Genomic DNA, 17,983 nt, shown 5'->3' on the forward strand with positions numbered 1-17,983 from the left:
CGCGTTTCTTATGTAAAAGAGCGAGGAGATTCAGGTTGAAATTTCATTTTATACGTAAAGGAGCCATGTGCAATGTCAAGGCGTAGAGGGATTATGTCATCGAAGCTGAAAGAAGAACTGGCTAAAGAACTTGGTTTTTACGATACTGTACAAGCAGAAGGCTGGGGCGCTATTCGGGCAAAAGACGCAGGCAATATGGTGAAGCGAGCTGTAGAGCTTGCACAGCAGCAGCTAAAGCAATAGCATAGTGAAAATCAATGCTTATACGACTATTTAAAGTGAAATGAGGAAAACCGAAGTGTATAACCGCTTCGGTTTTTTTGTCCCAAAATGAAAGATAAAACAGAGGATTAAACAAAGATGTTTAAATGAACAGCTATATCTTGTTCATTTTATGATAAAATAGCGTTAAACTCGATAAGATGAAGTAGGTGAAGTAAGTTGAAATTAATGGTGAAAGCACCGGCTAAAATAAATTTGTCACTTGATGTGTTACATAAACGTCCAGATGGTTACCATGAAGTTAAGATGATTATGACAACAATTGATTTAGCGGACAGAATTGAACTTTCTGACCGTGAAGATGGACGAATTGTTATCTATTCTCATAATCGCTTTGTTCCAGATGACCAGCGAAATCTCGCTTATCAGGCAGCGCAGATTTTGAAGCGACGTTATAACATTTCAAAAGGTGTAAATATATTAATTGATAAACATATTCCAGTAGCTGCTGGATTAGCTGGAGGCAGCAGTGACGCGGCTGCTACATTACGCGGTTTAAATACGTTATGGGAATTAGGGTTATCATTAGACACACTTGCACAAATAGGGGCTGAGATTGGCTCTGACGTATCTTTTTGCGTGTACGGAGGGACAGCTCTTGCTACAGGGCGCGGAGAGATTGTAGAGCATATTGAGGCACCTCCAAGCTGCTGGGTGATTTTGGCTAAGCCTGAAATAGGTGTTTCTACAGCAGATGTATATCGAAACTTAAAAATTGAAGAGATGGATCATCCTAAAGTAGATGAGATGGTTCACGCCATACAATCAGGAAATTATGATCAAATGTGTAGCCTTGTAGGAAATGTATTGGAAGCAGTAACGCTGAAAATGCATCCGGAAGTAGCTCTCATTAAAGAACAAATAAAGCGTTTTGGCGCCGATGCTGTGCTCATGAGCGGCAGTGGGCCAACTGTATTTGGACTTGTACAGCATGATTCACGTATGCATCGCATTTATAATGGATTACGTGGCTTTTGTGATAAAGTTTATGCAGTTAGGCTACTAGGTGAACGAATAACGCTTGAATAAATCCGTATGTTAATGTTATATTTACATTACAATATTCGGATTTTCAGGAGGATGTTATGAAGTTTCGACGTAGTGGACGATTAATTGATATGACCAACTATTTCATTCAAAACCCTCAGCGCCTTATCCCTCTTACGTATTTTGCAGATAAATATGATTCCGCAAAATCATCTATTAGCGAAGATATGGCGATTATTAAACAAACTTTTGAACAGCAGGGTATCGGAACTTTGGTTACGCTACCAGGGGCTGCCGGCGGAGTTAAATTCATTCCAAAGATGACGAATAAAGAAGCTGGTCAGCTTGTTCAAGAATTATGTGGGTTGATTGAAAAACCTGAGCGTTTACTGCCAGGTGGATATTTATATTTAACTGATATTTTAGGGAACCCCCGCGTTGTGAATAAAATCGGTCGCTTGTATGCATCGCTTTTTGCTAACCGCAAAATCGATGTGGTGATGACTGTAGCAACAAAAGGTATTCCTATTGCGTATGCGGTTGCTCAGTATTTAGACGTGCCGGTTGTTATTGTGCGCAGAGACAGTAAAGTAACTGAAGGATCGACCGTTAGTATTAACTACGTGTCGGGTTCATCTAAGCGCATTCAAACGATGCTGTTAGCTAAAAGAAGTTTAGCGGTGGGGTCAAATGTACTCATCATTGATGATTTCATGAAAGCTGGCGGTACTGTAAATGGAATGGTTAGCTTGCTTGAAGAGTTCGATGCAACTGTTGCTGGTATTGGAGTTTTAGTAGAATCAGAAGATATTGAAGAACGTTTAGTGGATGAGTATGTGTCCCTTGTACAATTAACAGATGTAAATATCAAAGATAAACAAATTCGAGTACAAGAAGGCAATTACTTAAAATATATTTGATCAAGTAAGGGAGAGGAACATATGTTACAGGTTCAAACAAAAAATGCACCGCAAGCTATTGGTCCATATTCACAGGGAATTGTTGTGAATAACTTGTTTTACAGTTCAGGTCAAATTCCACTTCGTCCAGATGGTACGTTGGTCGAAGGAGATGTTCAAGTACAAGCTACTCAAGTATTTGAAAATCTAAAAGCAGTTCTTGAAGAAGCTGGAGCTTCTCTAAATACAGTTGTAAAGGCAACCGTGTTCATTAAAGATATGAACGACTTCGCAGCGTTAAATGAAGTCTATGGCGACTACTTCGGGGACCATAAGCCGGCACGTTCATGTGTAGAAGTTGCGAGACTACCTAAAGATGTACTTGTTGAAATTGAAGTTATTGCGCTTGTTAAAGGGTAATTAAATTAACAAATTTCTAACAAAAAGCAAGTAACTTCCAATTGTTCACTTTTTTTGCGAAAATTTTCTAAAAAATTTTTCTGAATAGCAGGAAAACACAAAATTCTGTGGAATTAAGTATGTAAAGCTTCGCATAGAAAAAGGTGGTGAACAAGATGGAAGTAACTGACGTAAGATTACGCCGCGTGAACACTGAAGGACGTATGAGAGCGATTGCTTCAATCACATTAGATGGTGAATTTGTTGTTCATGATATTCGTGTGATTGATGGTAATAATGGCTTATTTGTAGCCATGCCAAGTAAACGTACACCGGATGGTGAGTTCCGTGATATTGCACATCCAATCAATTCAAATACTCGCGGAAAGATTCAAGATGCTGTTTTAGCAGAATATCATCGTTTAGGTGAGGTAGAAGTTGAATTCGAAGAAGCGGGTGCTTCGTAAACATATGATACATTAAGAGTCTACTGAAAAGTAGGCTCTTTTCTTTTTGATTACCACTTATATAATTTCACACCTTTGTAAAACTTTAGCATTACCAAAAAATAAAATTCATGACTTATAAATGATTCCTTGAAATGCTGTCATTTTTGATATAATATTCTTAATGGATAAAAAGGTAAAATTGGAGGCCTGTTATGTCAAAAAGATATGCAGTCATATTGGCAGCTGGTCAGGGTACACGTATGAAGTCATCTTTATATAAAGTGTTACACCCTGTGTGTGGCAAACCGATGGTGCAACACGTAATTGATCAGTTATCACGTTTGGATTTAACAAGTTTAATTACAGTTGTAGGTCACGGTGCCGAAAAAGTGAAATCACATGTTGGAGATAAAAGCTTATTTGCTTTACAAGAAGAGCAGTTAGGAACAGCTCATGCAGTAATGCAAGCAGAATCTTTACTTGCACATGAAAAAGGTACGACAATTGTTGTATGTGGAGATACTCCGCTTATTACAGCTGAAACAATTGAATCTTTATTAAAGCATCATGAAGCAACAAATGCAATGGCAACTATTTTAACAGCTCATGCAGAAGATCCAACAGGATATGGACGCATCATTCGAAATGAACAAGGGTCTGTTGAAAAGATTGTGGAGCATAAAGATGCCACAGAACAAGAGCGTCTTGTACAGGAAATTAATACTGGTACGTATTGTTTTGATAATGAGAAATTATTTGAGACACTTTCAAAAGTTTCAAATGATAATGTACAGGGAGAGTATTATTTACCTGATGTTATCGAAATTCTAAAAAATGAAGGTCAAATTATTTCTGCATATCAAACATCCGATTTTGCTGAAACATTGGGCGTTAATGATCGATTTGCTCTGTCTCAAGCAGAAGAAACAATGAAAAAGCGCATCAACAAGCAGCATATGTTAAATGGAGTGACGATTGTGGATCCTTCTAACACGTACATTTCAGCAGATGCTGTCATTGGCAGAGATACGGTTATTTATCCTGGTACGGTTATTCAAGGAACAGTTGTAATTGGAGAGAATTGTGAAGTAGGACCTAACAGTGAAATTAAAGACTGCAAAATAGGTAATAATACTTCTATTCGCCATTCTGTTGCTCACGATAGTGAAATTGGTCACGAAGTCACAATTGGCCCATTTGCACATATTCGTCCTCAATCATTAATTGGAGATGAAGTGCGCGTAGGAAACTTTGTAGAAATTAAAAAAGCATCTTTTGGCAAAGGTAGCAAAGCTTCTCATTTAAGTTATATTGGAGACGCAGAGGTCGGAAAAGATGTAAACTTAGGGTGCGGATCTATTACAGTTAACTACGATGGGAAAAATAAATTTTTAACAAAGATTGAAGATGGGGCATTCGTAGGATGTAACTCAAACTTAATTGCACCTGTAACAATTGGTGAAGGCGCCTATGTTGCAGCTGGTTCAACCGTAACGGATGATGTGCCAGGAAAAGCATTATCAATTGCTCGTGCGAAACAAGTAAATAAAGAAAACTATGCTGAAAAGCTTGATATTAATAAAAAATCCTGACGGAGGTTTCACAATAAAATGTCAAATGTATATGCTGATGAAAATTTAAAGTTATTTACGCTAAATTCAAACAAGGCTTTAGCTGAAGAGATCGCAAAAGTAATTGGTGTGGAATTAGGTAAATGTTCGGTTGATCGTTTCAGTGACGGTGAAATTCAAATTAACATTGAAGAAAGTATCCGTGGTTGTGATGTATTTATCATTCAATCAACAAGTGCTCCAGTTAACGAACACTTAATGGAATTATTAATTATGATTGATGCATTAAAACGTGCATCAGCTAAAACAATTAACATCGTTATGCCTTACTATGGCTATGCTCGTCAGGATCGTAAAGCTCGTGCACGTGAACCAATCACTGCCAAATTAGCAGCAAATATCATTGAAAAAGCGGGAGCTACTCGTATTATCACATTAGATTTACATGCTCCTCAAATTCAAGGTTTCTTCGATATTCCAATTGACCATTTAGTAGGTGTTCCAATTTTAGGTGAATACTTCAAGAGTAAAAACCTTGATGACGTTGTTGTTGTATCTCCGGACCACGGTGGCGTAACGCGTGCTCGCCGTTTAGCGGAACGTCTAAAAGCGCCGATCGCTATCATTGACAAACGTCGCCCACGTCCAAACGTAGCAGAAGTTATGAACATTGTTGGACAAGTGGAAGGAAAAACAGCAATCTTGATTGATGACATGATTGATACAGCTGGTACAATTACAATTGGTGCAAGTGCATTAATTGAAGCAGGTGCAAAAGAAGTATATGCTTGTTGTACACACCCAGTACTTTCAGGCCCTGCGATTGAGCGTATTCAAAACTCTACAATCAAAGAGTTAGCTGTAACAAACTCTATTGCTTTAACAGAAGATAAGAAAATTGATAAAGTAACAGAACTTTCAGTAGCTCCGTTAATCGGTGAAGCGATTATTCGTGTTCACGAAGAGCAATCAGTTAGTACATTATTTGATTGATAAACAGAACCTCTTTCCATTTGGAAAGAGGTTTTTTTGAAAAAAATTTAAATGTGCCAACCCTTGATTTTAAAGCGCTTTGGATGGAATGCACAAAGATATATTACTGTTCAAACTGGGTTTCATGTTTAGCAACCTTCTAAAAAGGGTACATTTTAAGTAGAAAACATACTGGAAGGTGAATAAAATGAGTATTTCAATTCAAGCAAATAAAAGAACGGATTTCAAAAATTCTACAAATAGAAAGATTCGCGACGAAGGAAACTTCCCAGCGGTTGTTTACGGAAATAAAACAGAATCCACACCTATTTACTTAAACAGTGCTGATTTTATTAAGACTATTCGTGAAGCAGGACGCAATGGAGTGTTAACGTTACAAGTGGATAAGCAAAAATATTCCGTAATGTTACATGATATTCAAACTGATCCATTAAAAAACGAAATTGTCCACGCCGATTTCCAAGTGATCGACATGAAGAAAGAAATTGATACTGAAGTTTCTTTATCTCTAGTAGGAGAAGCAAAAGGAACAAAAGAAGGCGGCGTATTACAGCAGTCTTTATATGAAATTTCATTAAAAGGCTTGCCGCAGGATATCCCATCGTCTATTGATGTAGATGTATCAGAGTTAGGAATTAATGATACAATCACAGTAGCGGATATTAAGGTAGGTAAAAAGCTGGAAATTACGCATAATGCAGAAGATACAGTTGCTTCTGTGCTACCTCCTCAACAGGAAGAAGAGCCGGACAGCGGCGAAGTTCAGGATGCTGAAGGCGATGTTGAAGCAACAAAAGAAAAAAATAACGAAGAATAATATAAAAAGACGTAACCAAAAGGTTACGTCTTTTTATGTGAATTGATTATAATAAAAGTGATACTATATAGTAATGTAAAACATTAAAGACATTTACCTATTATGTACAACTTACATAGAGTGGAAAGGAGTATCTATTTTGAAATTAATCGTTGGTTTAGGGAATCCTGGAAAAGAATATGACCGTACCCGTCATAACATAGGATTTATGGCAATTGATAAAATTGCTGAACAGTTTATGATTTCACTAGATAAAACAAAGTTTAGCGGAATATATGGAACAGGTATAATAAAAGGAGAAAAAGTCATATTATTAAAGCCTCTAACATATATGAATTTATCAGGAGAAAGTATTCGCCCGTTAATGGACTATTTTGATATAGACGTCGAAGACTTGCTTGTTATTTACGATGACTTAGATTTACCGTGCGGAAAAGTAAGATTGCGTACAAAAGGAAGTCCGGGCGGCCATAACGGAATAAAATCAATTATTCAGCATTTAAAAACCCAAGAGTTTAACCGAATTCGTATTGGAATCGATCGTCCGAAAAACGGTATGAAAGTAGTTGATTACGTACTAGGGCGCTTTACAGAAGATGAAATGGTTCATATGGAAGAAGCGATGAAAACGTCTATACACGCGAGTGAAGATTTTTTAGGTAAACCGTTCTTAGAAGTAATGAATCGCTATAATTAAGTAGAATAAAATTTCTCTCAATCGTCCATACTAACACTAAAAGATTTGGGAGGATTTGTATGTCTATTCATTATTTCTGTAGACATTGTGGCGCAAAAGTCGGTATGATAGAAAAGACAGCTCACAATACAGAAGCACTCGGTTTTAATCACCTAACCGCAGATGAACGAAAAGACTTTATTCACTACCATAATAGTGGAGATATCGTGGTTAAAATTATTTGTGAAGACTGTCAAGAAGCGCTAGAACGAAATCCAGACTATCATCAGTACGAAACATTTATACAATAAAAAGCTTTGGTCTCAAACCAAAGCGTTTTTCTGTTTAGTTTAGACATATTATGGGAGGAGGGAATTCCTTTGCGAGGGATTAGACAGCAATTTGAAGAAAATAAAGAAATTGGAGCTGTTGTCAGCAGCTTAGAAGAAGGTTTGAAAGAACAGTTAGTAACGGGAATTTCCGGTTCAGCTCGATCTGTATTAATGGCACTCTTAAATGAGGATAAAAAATACCCTTTATTAGTAGTGACTCATAATTTATATCAAGCTCAAAAAGTGTATGAAGACCTTTTGCATCTTTTACCGGAAAAAGACGTTTTCTTATACCCTGTTAACGATTTAGTTGCTACAGAAGTGGGGATTGCAAGTCCAGAATTAAAGGCTCAGCGAATTGAAGTACTCAATTATTGGAGTCAACATACAGGTGGAGTAGTTGTAACACCGCTTGCAGGAATTCGAAAGCTGCTGCCTCCTAAAGCAAGATGGGAGCAAACACAGCTGCCGTTTCAAATGGGAATTGACATCGACGTTGATCATTATTTAAAAAGGTTAGTTGAGTTGGGCTATGAGCGGGCATCTATGGTTTCAGCTCCGGGTGAGTTTAGTGTGCGCGGAGGAATCATTGACATTTATCCGTTAACAGAAGAGCTACCTGTCCGAATTGAACTATTTGATACGGAGATTGATTCCATTCGTACTTTTACAATCGAGGATCAACGCTCTCAAGAGCAGTTAAAAGAAATTTCAATCGGTCCTGCTACGGAAATCATTGTGAACCAAAATGAAGTGGCCCAAGGAATTGAAGAACTAGAAGCACAGCTGGCTTCGACGCTGCAACAAGTAAAAAACGCAGCGCTAAAAGCTACCTTAACAGAAAATATTAAAGGTGAAATCGAACAGCTGCGTCAAGGTCAGCTTCTTGAAAATATGTTCAAGTATTTATCATTCTTCTACGAATCGCCTGCTAGTTTACTAGATTATTTACCAGAAGGCGGCCTTGTCATCTTTGATGAAACCACTCGAATTCAAGAAACGTCTGATCAGCTTGAAACAGAGGAAGCTGAATGGATAACCGAATTATTAGGACAGGGGCAAATTGTTCGAGATGTTCAATTATCTCATAAGCTCCCATCTCTTATTCAGCGAGCAAAACATCAGTTTTTATACTTATCGTTATTTTTGAAGCACGTATCGTATACGAGTCCGCAAAATATTATTAATATTTCATGTAAGCAGATGCAGCAGTTTTACGGCCAAATGAACTTATTAAAAAGTGAAATTGAACGTTGGAAAAATGCTAATTATACGGTAGTCCTCTTAGGAGCAGATAAAGAGCGCGTGAAAAAACTTGAAGGTGTACTAGCAGATTATGATATTGATTCATCTATTTTAGATGGAAATGGTCAGCTTGTGCCAGGTCTTGTTCAAATTATTGAAGGCGATTTACAAATGGGCTTTGAACTGCCGATGCAAAAATTAGCTGTTTTAACCGAGGAAGAATTGTTTAAAAAACGGGTAAAGAAATCAAAGCGTCGTCAAAAGCTTTCCAATGCAGAACGTATTAAAAGCTATTCAGAGTTAAACGTAGGTGACTATGTCGTTCACGTGAACCACGGTATTGGCCGTTATTTAGGAATGGAAACGTTAGAGATTAACGGTAATCATAAAGATTATATCCATATCAAATATGAAGGCTCTGACAAGCTGTACGTTCCTGTTGAACAGATTGATCAAGTACAAAAATATGTAGGCTCTGAAGGGAAAGAGCCAAAAGTATATAAACTTGGCGGAAATGACTGGAAGAAAGTGAAACGAAAAGTTGAGTCTTCTGTTCAAGATATCGCTGATGATTTAATTAAACTGTATGCAGAGCGTGAAGCAAGTAAAGGTTATGCATTTTCCCCGGATGGCGATTTACAAAGAGAATTTGAAACAGCTTTCCCTTATCAAGAAACCGAAGATCAGCTTCGTTCTGTACAAGAAATTAAAAAGGATATGGAACATGAAAGACCAATGGATCGTTTGCTTTGTGGAGACGTTGGATATGGAAAAACAGAAGTAGCCATTCGTGCTGCATTTAAAGCTGTGACAGATGGAAAACAAGTGGCTATTTTAGTGCCAACCACTATTTTAGCTCAGCAGCACTATGAAACCATCCGTGAGCGTTTTCAAGACTATCCAATCAACATTGGGCTATTGAGCCGCTTTCGCAGTCGTAAACAGCAGCAAGAAACAATTAAAGGGCTAAAAAACGGGACCGTAGATGTGGTGATTGGTACACATCGTTTACTATCTAAAGACGTGATTTATAAAGATTTAGGATTGTTAGTTATCGATGAAGAGCAGCGTTTTGGTGTAACGCACAAGGAAAAAATCAAGCAAATGAAAGCAAACGTTGATGTCCTTACACTTACAGCAACACCTATTCCACGAACATTACATATGTCTATGTTGGGCGTAAGGGATTTGTCTGTTATTGAAACGCCGCCTGAAAATCGTTTTCCGGTTCAAACATATGTAGTGGAGTATAATCCGGTTTTAGTTCGTGAAGCGATTGAGCGTGAGTTAGCGCGTGATGGCCAAGTTTACTTTTTATATAATCGCGTAGAAGATATTGAACGAAAAGCAGAAGAAATTTCGATGCTCGTGCCTGATGCTAGGGTAACGTATGCCCACGGAAAAATGAATGAAACCGAACTCGAAGCGGTTATCTTAAGCTTTTTAGAAGGCGAATATGACGTGATTGTGAGTACAACCATTATCGAAACGGGAGTAGATATTCCCAATGTAAATACGCTTATTGTCAATAATGCTGATAAGATGGGATTATCACAACTGTATCAATTAAGAGGGCGTGTAGGTCGTTCAAATCGCGTGGCATATGCGTACTTTACGTATCACAAAGACAAAGTACTGACAGAAGTAGCTGAAAAGCGTCTGCAAGCTATTAAAGAATTCACCGAATTAGGTTCTGGTTTTAAAATTGCTATGCGTGATCTTTCAATACGTGGTGCCGGAAACTTACTGGGTGCTCAGCAGCATGGATTTATCGATTCTGTCGGTTTCGATCTCTACTCGCAAATGCTTAAAGAAGCGATAGAGGAAAGACGCGGGTCTGACGGAGAAAGTGTGAAATTTAATGTGGAAATGAATCTGGACTTAGACGCATATATTCCTGATCAGTACATTACAGACGGCCGCTTGAAAATTGAGATGTATAAGCGCTTTAGAGGAATTGAAGCACTAGAAGATATTCAAGAATTGCAGGATGAAATGATTGATCGTTTTGGAGAGTATCCGGCTGAGGTTGAGTATTTGTTTAAAGTAGCTGAAACAAAAGTATATGCAACGCAGAACTTAGTAGAATCTATTCTTCAGTCAAAACAAGAAATTTCTATTCTGTTGTCTGAAGAAGCGAGCTCAACGGTAGACGGCCAAAAATTATTCATGCTAGGTGATCAATTCGGCAGAATGGTCAGCTTAGGTATGGAAGGCAAGAAAGTAAAATTAGTGGTTAATGTAAAAGGACTTGCTCAAAAAGAATGGCTCAATATTGTGTATCAGTTAGTAAAAGGAGTAGCCACTGTTAAAAAAGAACAAGTTACGAATTAAAACAGGCAAGACAAAAGTATTTTAGTTAAAGGAAAATCCGAACGATGAATTGAGGTTCTTGATAAAGAATCCAACCCGTTCGGATTTTTTTATTGATATGGTGAATACAGGTTTCATGTATGTGGCTGCTTTTAGATGGTGATTGAAGGACAAGACAAAGACTCCCGCGGGAAAAGCGGAAAGCGAAGTCTTGCACAGAAATCAGCAGCGGTGTCTCAAGCGGTTTACCTCATGTCTCCTAGTTGTTCGTCTTTAGGCGAGATAGGTTTAGTTATGTCTCAGCCTCTCTTGTATAGTCAAATAAAAATATCCAGATCCCCATGTTTTGGCGGTTTTTTGGACATTTTTTTAATAAAAGCACACTTTTTAACAAAAAAAGAGATGGTTGGTGAATAGAAGTTGTAGAGTGAAGAATACTAACCTCAACAAAGGTGAACCTTTTATCATATAGCCATCAGTGATATTCACCAACTATTTTAATCATCATATGAAAGAGAGGCTTCAATGAATGAAAGCAACAGGTATTGTTCGTCGTATTGATGATTTGGGTCGCGTTGTGATTCCAAAAGAAATTAGAAGAACGCTTCGCATCCGAGAGGGAGATCCGCTAGAGATTTTCGTCGATCGCGATGGAGAAGTTATTTTAAAGAAATATTCGCCAATTAGTGAATTAGGAGACTTTGCAAAAGAGTATGGCGAAGCGCTATACGATAGCTTAGGTCATCCTGTACTTATTTGTGATCGCGATGTATTTATTGCGGTAGCAGGAAGTTCTAAAAAAGAATACTTAAATAAAAACATTAGTTCGTTAGTGGAATCTGTTATGGAAAGCCGCAGTTCTTCTTTAGTAACCGATGGGAAAAACCTTGAATTTGTCGATGGATACGAAGAAAATATTTCTTCTTATACAATCGGTCCGATTATTGCAAATGGAGATCCGATTGGAGCTGTTGTCATTTTCTCAAAAGATAAGTCCCTTGGTGAAGTAGAGCATAAAGCCGCCGAAACAGCAGCTAGCTTCTTATCTCGTCAAATGGAGCAGTAAGCGTAATTATCTTTATTTTACATTATCTACTGAAAAGGTAGCAGTTTCTGCTGCCTTTTTTCATGCTGTCTTACCTTAGAAATAAAGAGAACATGATATAATGGTACGGTATTTTATTTATTGGAAAGTGCAGGATGTTTTATAAGAACAAAGCTCTATTCTATTGCGGTTAGCGGCTAATAAAAAGAGTTGTTCACATCATTACAAGCTGCAGGTGAAAGGTGTAGGAATGCAGAAACAATCAAAGCTCTATTCTATTTTTAACGGCGCCATTATTTTAACGCTCGCAGGTTTATTTACGAAAATCTTAAGTGCCACTTATCGTATTCCATATCACCATATTGCGGGAGATATAGGGTTTTATATCTATCAGCAAGTTTATCCGCTATATGGAATTGCGCTACAGCTAGGTACATATGGTTTCCCTGTAATTATTTCAAAGTTAGTAGCTGATTATGGGGCAACAAACCGGAGAAAGGAAATACGGGGAATACTTCAAGTTTCATTTGCTTTTTTGTTTGTAGTAGGCTGCACGATATTTGCGCTCGAATATATCTTTGCAGAAACAATCGCCGAGTGGATGGGAGATCGGGAGTTAACGATTCTCATTGAAATTATTTCATTTTCCTTTTTACTTATTCCGTTTATTGCTGTTATTCGTGGTTATTATCAAGGATTATATAATATGTTTCCTACAGCGCTGTCTCAAATCGCAGAACAAGTTGTGCGAGTAGGGACTATTTTGTATCTATCTATTTTCTTTGTGCACCATGGATATGGTCCTTATACTACGGGGGCGGGAGCAATTTTTGGCTCCATAACAGGCGGTCTAACATCTCTTATTGTTTTGTTTTTATTTGTTTTTAGAACAAAGACAAATTCTAAGGGAATGTTTCAACGCATAAAGAAAGCAGACGTCAAAAAAATAGTAAAAGTCCTGGTTATTCAAGGTTTATTAATTTGTATTAGCGGTATGGGTCTGCTGTTTATCCAGCTTATTGACTCCTTTACTTTATATTCTAGTCTAACGGCGCACGGCATAGCTGAAGAAGCAGCACAAATTTTAAAAGGTATTTACGACCGCGGTCTTCCGTTGATTCAATTAGGTACAGTAGTAGGTACAGCTTTTTCGCTTTCGCTTGTACCTGTTATTTCTTCAGCCATTGCGAAAAAGAACTTGTCATTTGTGGTTGAAAAAGTTCAGCTGTCTCTCCGTCTATCGCTTGTAGTCGGAGTTGGAGCAGCTTTTGGCTTGATTGCGCTGATGAAACCCATTAATATGCTTTTATACGGTGACTCCCACGGAACGGACGTTTTACAAATTTTGAGCTTGTTAGTTATATTTACAACAGTAGCAGCAACTGCTGGAGCTGTGCTGCAGGGGATGGGAGCTGTTTTCGCGCCTGTAATAGCCGTCATCGCTGGCATGGCAGTCAAACTGATATTGAATCTTTGGCTAATACCAGATTTTCAAACCATAGGAGCAGCCATTGCTTCCTCAGCTGGATTCGCTATCGTTGCAGCAATCAATCTATTTAGTCTGTATAAAAAGTTAGCTGTACCTCTTGTTCCGAAAAAGGTGAGTGGAGGTATTTTTATAACGGGCATAGCAATGGTCGTTCTTTTGCAAAGCTATTTATTTTGTTTACATCACTTTGTATGGTCTAATGGTTTAGATACAAGCAAACAAGTGGTTGAAACAGGAGCTGGTGTTTTAATAGGCGGTTTGTTTTATTTGTTTATCATTATGAAACAACACATTTTTACCGAAGAGGAATTACGTTTACTTCCAATGGGAAGTGTTTTAGCTAAATACGTATTAAAAAATAAATAAGAAGGTGAAGCAATGACAGGTAAAGTAACAGTTATTGGTTTAGGAGCAGGCGATTTAGAACAGCTACCTGTAGGCATTTATCGCTTGCTACAGCAGGAAAAGCATATTTATATGCGCACAAAAGAACATCCTGTAATCAAAGAATTAGAAAGTGAAGGCTTGACGTATGTATCCTATGATGACGTATACGAATCTTATGATGCATTTGAAGAGGTATATGAACATATATCAAATGATTTAATCGATAAAGCTTCAATAGAAGAAGTGGTGTATGCCGTTCCTGGGCACCCTTTAGTGGCAGAACGTACGGTTCAATTACTTTTACAAAAAGGAAAAGAACGAGGCATTCCTGTTGAAATTAAAGGAGGACAAAGCTTCTTAGACCCAATTTTTGGTGCGCTAAAGATCGATCCTATCGAAGGATTTCAGCTGCTAGACGGAACAGATTTAAAGCGAAGCGAAATAGAGTTAACCGGTCATGTTCTAATTGCTCAAGTGTACGATCAGTTCGTTGCTTCAGAGGTAAAGCTAACGCTGATGGAACACGTTCCTGATGATTACCTCGTTTATATTGTAACAGCAGCAGGAAGCAGTGAAGAAAAAATCCAGCCGGTCAAGCTGTATGAATTAGATAGAGAAATGTCGCTCAATAACTTAACGACTATTTATGTGCCTCCCGTAGCAGACGAAACAATTTTATATCATCAATTTGACTCGTTCAGAAGGATTATTGCCACGCTCAGAGGGCCAAACGGATGTCCTTGGGATCAAAAACAAACGCATGAATCGCTCAAGCGCTATTTGCTAGAAGAGTCATATGAGTTATTAGATGCAATTGACCGTCAAGATGACGATAATATGATTGAAGAGCTCGGTGATGTATTGCTGCAAGTATTGCTTCATGCCCAAATCGGTGAAGATGAAGGAATGTTTTCAATTGATGATGTCATTCGCAGTGTTTCAGAGAAAATGGTAAGACGCCATCCACATGTATTTGGGGAAGTGAGCGTGAATGATGCAGATGAGGTCTTAAAAAATTGGGATGAAATCAAAAAAGAAGAAAAAGGAGAGGAACCTTCTTCTCTGTTAGCTTCTGTACCTGGGGCTATGCCTTCTTTAATGAAAGCGCATGGATACCAAAAACAAGCTGCAAAAGTTGGTTTCGATTGGTCAGAAGTTGAACCTATGTGGGAAAAAGTACAGGAAGAACTTGCTGAATTCCAAGAGGAAGTACAGCATGCTGATAAAGAAAAAATGAGCGATGAATTTGGAGATATTTTATTTGCTTTAGTGAATATTGCAAGGTTTTATAAAATTGACTCTGAAGCCGCATTAGCTAAAACGAATACAAAATTTTTAAATCGATTTCAATATATTGAAGAAAAAGTGAGAGCTTCTGAAAAACCATTTGAATCTTTTTCGTTAGAAGAGTTAGATGAATTTTGGGAAGACGCCAAAAAAACAGGTTTGTAAAACAGAAAGGTGAGGGAATTATGAGGTTAGATAAATTTTTAAAAGTATCACGTTTAATTAAGCGCCGTACATTAGCAAAAGAAGTATCAGACAAGGGCCGTATTACCATTAATGGTATTGTTGCAAAAGCAAGCACAAATGTGAAAGTAGGAGATGAGTTAGCGATCACATTTGGCACGAAGAAAATTACCGTTAAAATAGAGGCTCTTCAAGAAGCAGCTAAAAAAGAAGAAGCAGCTAATTTATACTCAATTGTCAAAGAAGAGCGTATTTCATCTGAAGTATAACTGATGAAGGCTTGTTCTAAATCACCTTTCTCATTCATATGTTTTAAACAACAGATAACAAGAGCGAATGCTCTTAATGAATGAGGTGGGGATGAAGATATGAGCCAATTTTACGAAACAAGCAATTCAAACAAAGACCATACTCCAAATCATGATTTAGTGATGAAGGGTCGGCGTCTCTTAGATATCACGGGTGTGAAGCAGGTAGAGAGCTTTGACAATGAGGAATTTTTACTTGAAACAGTGATGGGTTTCTTGTCAGTTAGAGGGCAAAACCTGCAAATGAAAAATTTAGACGTTGATCAAGGAATTGTATCGATAAAAGGAAAAATCTTTGATATAGTTTACTTAGATGAGAACCAATCGGAGAAGGCTAAAGGATTCTTTAGTAAGTTGTTTCGATGAGTTTAAACATTCAGCTCTATACAATGCTTGCGATGGTATCGATGGGAAGCGGTTTAGGTGCTTCTCTCGATACTTATCGTTACTTTGTTAATCGCTCTAAATCACGCCCATGGTTTGTATTTGTGAATGACGTGTTGTTTTGGATGGTGCAAGCTCTTCTCATTTTTTATGTGTTGTTTTTAGTGAATGAAGGAGAACTGCGTTTGTATGCGTTTCTTGCTTTGTTTTGCGGCTTTGCCGCGTATCAAAGCTTATTTCAATCACTGTATTTAAAAGTATTAACATTTACTGTCTCGAGCGTATTAAGTTTATATCGAGGTGTTCTAACGCTTAGTAATATTTTTTTGGTCAAGCCTATCCGCTTCTTTATTCATATTTTAGTTGTAGTCGCTTTAGGGATCTACCGAGCTGTTCATAAGCTGCTCGTATTCTGTCTAAAGCTTATTTACGTACCGACCAGGTGGCTTCTTTTCGTATTTTGGAGAATGATGCCTAAACCTGTAAAACGATTTTTACATATGGGTTTTCGGTATATAGAAGGAATTTACAATCGTGCAAAGAATATGATAATGAGAATTGTTGCATGGGTGAACACTTTAAAAAACAAGGGGGACGACTAATTCAATGAGTGCGGTACGAAAAAAAAAGGTCGCGAAGTTAAATACTGATTATAGCCATAAACAAGAGCAAATTAAACAAAATACAGATCGAAAGCGTATCGGTTTAATTAGGCGTTTGACTGTTTTCGGAGTGTTGGCCTTAATCATTGGTGGATTGATGGTATCAGCTTTAATTACGCAAACCTCAGCTATTGAGAACAAAAAAGCTGAGAAGGTGAAATTAGAACAGCAGCTGACAAAATTACAAAGCAAGCAAAAACAGTTAAAAGGTGAAATCGTCAAGTTAAATGACGATGATTATATTAAAAAGATTGCCCGCAGAGATTATTTTTTATCAGAAGACGGGGAAATTATCTTTAATGTAAAAAAAGACTAAACGTATGGTTCGTTGACAGTGTATTTTTGCTTTTTGTATAATATAATAAATTGATTTCTTTTATCATTTAAGGAGGAGCATTTTTTTTATGTCAATCGAAGTAGGCAGCAAGTTACAGGGAAAGGTAACAGGTATTACGAACTTTGGAGCTTTTGTTGAGTTACCAGGAGGTTCAACAGGCTTGGTTCATATCAGTGAAGTAGCTGATAATTACGTAAAGGACATTAACGACCATTTAAAAGTGGGCGACGAAGTTGAAGTCAAAGTAATTAACGTTGAGAAAGATGGTAAAATTGGTCTTTCAATTAAGAAAGCGGTAGACAAACCAGAACGTCCAGAAAGACCAGAGCGTCCTGCAAGAGCGCCACGCTCAGACCGTCCACGTGATTCACGCCCACAACGTAATAACAATCGTGGTGGCGGTAATGATTTCCGTACAAAAGAAACATTCGAACAAAAAATGAATCGTTTCTTAAAAGACAGTGAAGAACGTTTATCTTCCCTAAAACGCCATACCGAATCAAAACGCGGTGGACGCGGTGCAAAACGCGGTTAACTTGCTGCTTATATCAAATAGATAGCGAGTTTTTGGAAAGTGCCTTTTATCTAAAAGGTGCTTTTTTTATATGTAAAAAAGAGTAGAAAAAAAGCATGTACTGTTGTACATGCTTTTTGATGACCCGTACGGGATTCGAACCCGTGTTACCGCCGTGAAAGGGCGGTGTCTTAACCGCTTGACCAACGGGCCTTTATTCGAGTAGCGGCGGAGGGGATCGAACCCCCGACCTCACGGGTATGAACCGTACGCTCTAGCCAGCTGAGCTACACCGCCATTATACGTTCTCTAAAAGACATTTATAATGATATAAAAAAGAAGGGTTATTGTCAATAACTTTTTTGTTATTTTTATAGACTATTATTTGCTTTTAAAAAAGAATGATGATCATAGGCTTTCTCTG

The 17,983-nt window shown here is 37.8% G+C and carries 20 protein-coding genes and 2 tRNA genes; 20 read left to right on the forward strand and 2 right to left on the reverse strand.

Annotated elements, in window-relative coordinates:
- The first annotated feature begins 72 nt into the window (after positions 1 to 72).
- From OK414_RS00180 to OK414_RS00275, 20 genes are all read left to right on the forward strand, one after another.
- Positions 73 to 243, forward strand: coding sequence for a small, acid-soluble spore protein, alpha/beta type (locus OK414_RS00180; protein WP_013054860.1), 171 nt, complete (start codon positions 73 to 75; stop codon positions 241 to 243).
- 198 nt (positions 244 to 441) lie between these two features.
- Positions 442 to 1,311, forward strand: a complete 870-nt coding sequence (ispE, locus tag OK414_RS00185; protein WP_016762701.1) for a 4-(cytidine 5'-diphospho)-2-C-methyl-D-erythritol kinase — start codon at positions 442 to 444, stop codon at positions 1,309 to 1,311.
- A gap of 56 nt (positions 1,312 to 1,367) precedes the next feature.
- Positions 1,368 to 2,189, forward strand: a complete 822-nt coding sequence (gene purR / locus OK414_RS00190; RefSeq protein ID WP_047932853.1) for a pur operon repressor — start codon at positions 1,368 to 1,370, stop codon at positions 2,187 to 2,189.
- A gap of 21 nt (positions 2,190 to 2,210) precedes the next feature.
- Positions 2,211 to 2,588 (forward strand): RidA family protein, encoded by a 378-nt coding sequence (locus OK414_RS00195; protein ID WP_013054863.1) that lies wholly within the window; start codon positions 2,211 to 2,213, stop codon positions 2,586 to 2,588.
- Positions 2,589 to 2,743: 155 nt separating this feature from the next.
- Complete coding sequence (spoVG, locus tag OK414_RS00200) at positions 2,744 to 3,034, forward strand: septation regulator SpoVG (protein WP_013054864.1); 291 nt, start codon at positions 2,744 to 2,746, stop codon at positions 3,032 to 3,034.
- A gap of 194 nt (positions 3,035 to 3,228) precedes the next feature.
- Positions 3,229 to 4,608, forward strand: a complete 1,380-nt coding sequence (glmU, locus tag OK414_RS00205) for a bifunctional UDP-N-acetylglucosamine diphosphorylase/glucosamine-1-phosphate N-acetyltransferase GlmU (RefSeq protein WP_034654921.1) — start codon at positions 3,229 to 3,231, stop codon at positions 4,606 to 4,608.
- A gap of 18 nt (positions 4,609 to 4,626) precedes the next feature.
- Entirely contained in the window at positions 4,627 to 5,580 is a 954-nt protein-coding gene (locus OK414_RS00210; protein ID WP_013054866.1) for a ribose-phosphate diphosphokinase, read from the forward strand.
- 187 nt (positions 5,581 to 5,767) lie between these two features.
- Positions 5,768 to 6,397: a 50S ribosomal protein L25/general stress protein Ctc gene (locus OK414_RS00215; protein WP_034654922.1), complete on the forward strand. Its 630-nt coding sequence runs from the start codon at positions 5,768 to 5,770 to the stop codon at positions 6,395 to 6,397.
- Between the two features lie 139 nt (positions 6,398 to 6,536).
- Positions 6,537 to 7,094 (forward strand): aminoacyl-tRNA hydrolase, encoded by a 558-nt coding sequence (gene pth, locus OK414_RS00220; protein WP_034654924.1) that lies wholly within the window; start codon positions 6,537 to 6,539, stop codon positions 7,092 to 7,094.
- Between the two features lie 59 nt (positions 7,095 to 7,153).
- Positions 7,154 to 7,384: an anti-sigma-F factor Fin family protein gene (locus OK414_RS00225; RefSeq protein ID WP_013054869.1), complete on the forward strand. Its 231-nt coding sequence runs from the start codon at positions 7,154 to 7,156 to the stop codon at positions 7,382 to 7,384.
- Between the two features lie 69 nt (positions 7,385 to 7,453).
- Positions 7,454 to 10,984 carry a transcription-repair coupling factor gene (gene mfd, locus OK414_RS00230; protein ID WP_016762704.1) on the forward strand — a complete coding sequence of 1,177 codons (3,531 nt, stop codon included), beginning with the start codon at positions 7,454 to 7,456 and terminating at the stop codon, positions 10,982 to 10,984.
- Positions 10,985 to 11,119: 135 nt separating this feature from the next.
- The gene (locus OK414_RS00235; protein WP_034654927.1) at positions 11,120 to 11,380 is read left to right on the forward strand and encodes a hypothetical protein; all 261 of its coding nucleotides are present in this window, start codon (positions 11,120 to 11,122) and stop codon (positions 11,378 to 11,380) included.
- Positions 11,381 to 11,492: 112 nt separating this feature from the next.
- A complete protein-coding gene (gene spoVT, locus OK414_RS00240; RefSeq protein ID WP_013054872.1) occupies positions 11,493 to 12,029 on the forward strand; it encodes a stage V sporulation protein T in 537 nt (178 codons plus the stop codon).
- A gap of 229 nt (positions 12,030 to 12,258) precedes the next feature.
- Positions 12,259 to 13,863: a polysaccharide biosynthesis protein gene (locus tag OK414_RS00245; RefSeq protein ID WP_263046180.1), complete on the forward strand. Its 1,605-nt coding sequence runs from the start codon at positions 12,259 to 12,261 to the stop codon at positions 13,861 to 13,863.
- Positions 13,864 to 13,875: 12 nt separating this feature from the next.
- A complete protein-coding gene (gene mazG, locus OK414_RS00250) occupies positions 13,876 to 15,336 on the forward strand; it encodes a nucleoside triphosphate pyrophosphohydrolase (protein ID WP_013081346.1) in 1,461 nt (486 codons plus the stop codon).
- Positions 15,337 to 15,356: 20 nt separating this feature from the next.
- Complete coding sequence (locus OK414_RS00255) at positions 15,357 to 15,623, forward strand: RNA-binding S4 domain-containing protein (protein WP_013054875.1); 267 nt, start codon at positions 15,357 to 15,359, stop codon at positions 15,621 to 15,623.
- 99 nt (positions 15,624 to 15,722) lie between these two features.
- Positions 15,723 to 16,028, forward strand: coding sequence for a sporulation protein YabP (gene yabP, locus OK414_RS00260; protein WP_013054876.1), 306 nt, complete (start codon positions 15,723 to 15,725; stop codon positions 16,026 to 16,028).
- Positions 16,025 to 16,648 (forward strand): spore cortex biosynthesis protein YabQ, encoded by a 624-nt coding sequence (yabQ, locus tag OK414_RS00265; RefSeq protein WP_025753169.1) that lies wholly within the window; start codon positions 16,025 to 16,027, stop codon positions 16,646 to 16,648. The genes yabP and yabQ overlap by 4 nt, the downstream gene beginning before the upstream one ends.
- Before the next feature lie 4 nt (positions 16,649 to 16,652).
- On the forward strand, positions 16,653 to 17,024 hold the full coding sequence (locus tag OK414_RS00270; protein WP_013054878.1) for an FtsB family cell division protein: 372 nt from the start codon (positions 16,653 to 16,655) through the stop codon (positions 17,022 to 17,024).
- 88 nt (positions 17,025 to 17,112) lie between these two features.
- Positions 17,113 to 17,580 (forward strand): S1 domain-containing RNA-binding protein, encoded by a 468-nt coding sequence (locus OK414_RS00275; protein WP_013054879.1) that lies wholly within the window; start codon positions 17,113 to 17,115, stop codon positions 17,578 to 17,580.
- A gap of 120 nt (positions 17,581 to 17,700) precedes the next feature.
- Here OK414_RS00275 and OK414_RS00280 read toward each other — a convergent pair.
- Positions 17,701 to 17,772: transfer RNA gene (locus tag OK414_RS00280), tRNA-Glu, on the reverse strand.
- A gap of 10 nt (positions 17,773 to 17,782) precedes the next feature.
- Positions 17,783 to 17,856: transfer RNA gene (locus tag OK414_RS00285), tRNA-Met, on the reverse strand.
- Between the last annotated feature and the right edge of the window lie 127 nt (positions 17,857 to 17,983).

This window comes from Priestia sp. JV24, assembly GCF_025910025.1.
Classification (GTDB): domain Bacteria; phylum Bacillota; class Bacilli; order Bacillales; family Bacillaceae_H; genus Priestia; species Priestia megaterium.

What these genes read in the sequence shown, in the direction of transcription:
- OK414_RS00180 (WP_013054860.1), top strand. Translation starts at nt 73, where the DNA reads ATGTCAAGGCGTAGAGGGATTATGTCATCGAAGCTGAAAGAAGAACTG.
- purR (WP_047932853.1), top strand. Translation starts at nt 1,368, where the DNA reads ATGAAGTTTCGACGTAGTGGACGATTAATTGATATGACCAACTATTTC.
- OK414_RS00195 (WP_013054863.1), top strand. Translation starts at nt 2,211, where the DNA reads ATGTTACAGGTTCAAACAAAAAATGCACCGCAAGCTATTGGTCCATAT.
- spoVG (WP_013054864.1), top strand. Translation starts at nt 2,744, where the DNA reads ATGGAAGTAACTGACGTAAGATTACGCCGCGTGAACACTGAAGGACGT.
- glmU (WP_034654921.1), top strand. Translation starts at nt 3,229, where the DNA reads ATGTCAAAAAGATATGCAGTCATATTGGCAGCTGGTCAGGGTACACGT.
- OK414_RS00210 (WP_013054866.1), top strand. Translation starts at nt 4,627, where the DNA reads ATGTCAAATGTATATGCTGATGAAAATTTAAAGTTATTTACGCTAAAT.
- OK414_RS00215 (WP_034654922.1), top strand. Translation starts at nt 5,768, where the DNA reads ATGAGTATTTCAATTCAAGCAAATAAAAGAACGGATTTCAAAAATTCT.
- OK414_RS00225 (WP_013054869.1), top strand. Translation starts at nt 7,154, where the DNA reads ATGTCTATTCATTATTTCTGTAGACATTGTGGCGCAAAAGTCGGTATG.
- OK414_RS00235 (WP_034654927.1), top strand. Translation starts at nt 11,120, where the DNA reads ATGGTGATTGAAGGACAAGACAAAGACTCCCGCGGGAAAAGCGGAAAG.
- spoVT (WP_013054872.1), top strand. Translation starts at nt 11,493, where the DNA reads ATGAAAGCAACAGGTATTGTTCGTCGTATTGATGATTTGGGTCGCGTT.
- OK414_RS00245 (WP_263046180.1), top strand. Translation starts at nt 12,259, where the DNA reads ATGCAGAAACAATCAAAGCTCTATTCTATTTTTAACGGCGCCATTATT.
- mazG (WP_013081346.1), top strand. Translation starts at nt 13,876, where the DNA reads ATGACAGGTAAAGTAACAGTTATTGGTTTAGGAGCAGGCGATTTAGAA.
- OK414_RS00255 (WP_013054875.1), top strand. Translation starts at nt 15,357, where the DNA reads ATGAGGTTAGATAAATTTTTAAAAGTATCACGTTTAATTAAGCGCCGT.
- yabP (WP_013054876.1), top strand. Translation starts at nt 15,723, where the DNA reads ATGAGCCAATTTTACGAAACAAGCAATTCAAACAAAGACCATACTCCA.
- yabQ (WP_025753169.1), top strand. Translation starts at nt 16,025, where the DNA reads ATGAGTTTAAACATTCAGCTCTATACAATGCTTGCGATGGTATCGATG.
- OK414_RS00270 (WP_013054878.1), top strand. Translation starts at nt 16,653, where the DNA reads ATGAGTGCGGTACGAAAAAAAAAGGTCGCGAAGTTAAATACTGATTAT.
- OK414_RS00275 (WP_013054879.1), top strand. Translation starts at nt 17,113, where the DNA reads ATGTCAATCGAAGTAGGCAGCAAGTTACAGGGAAAGGTAACAGGTATT.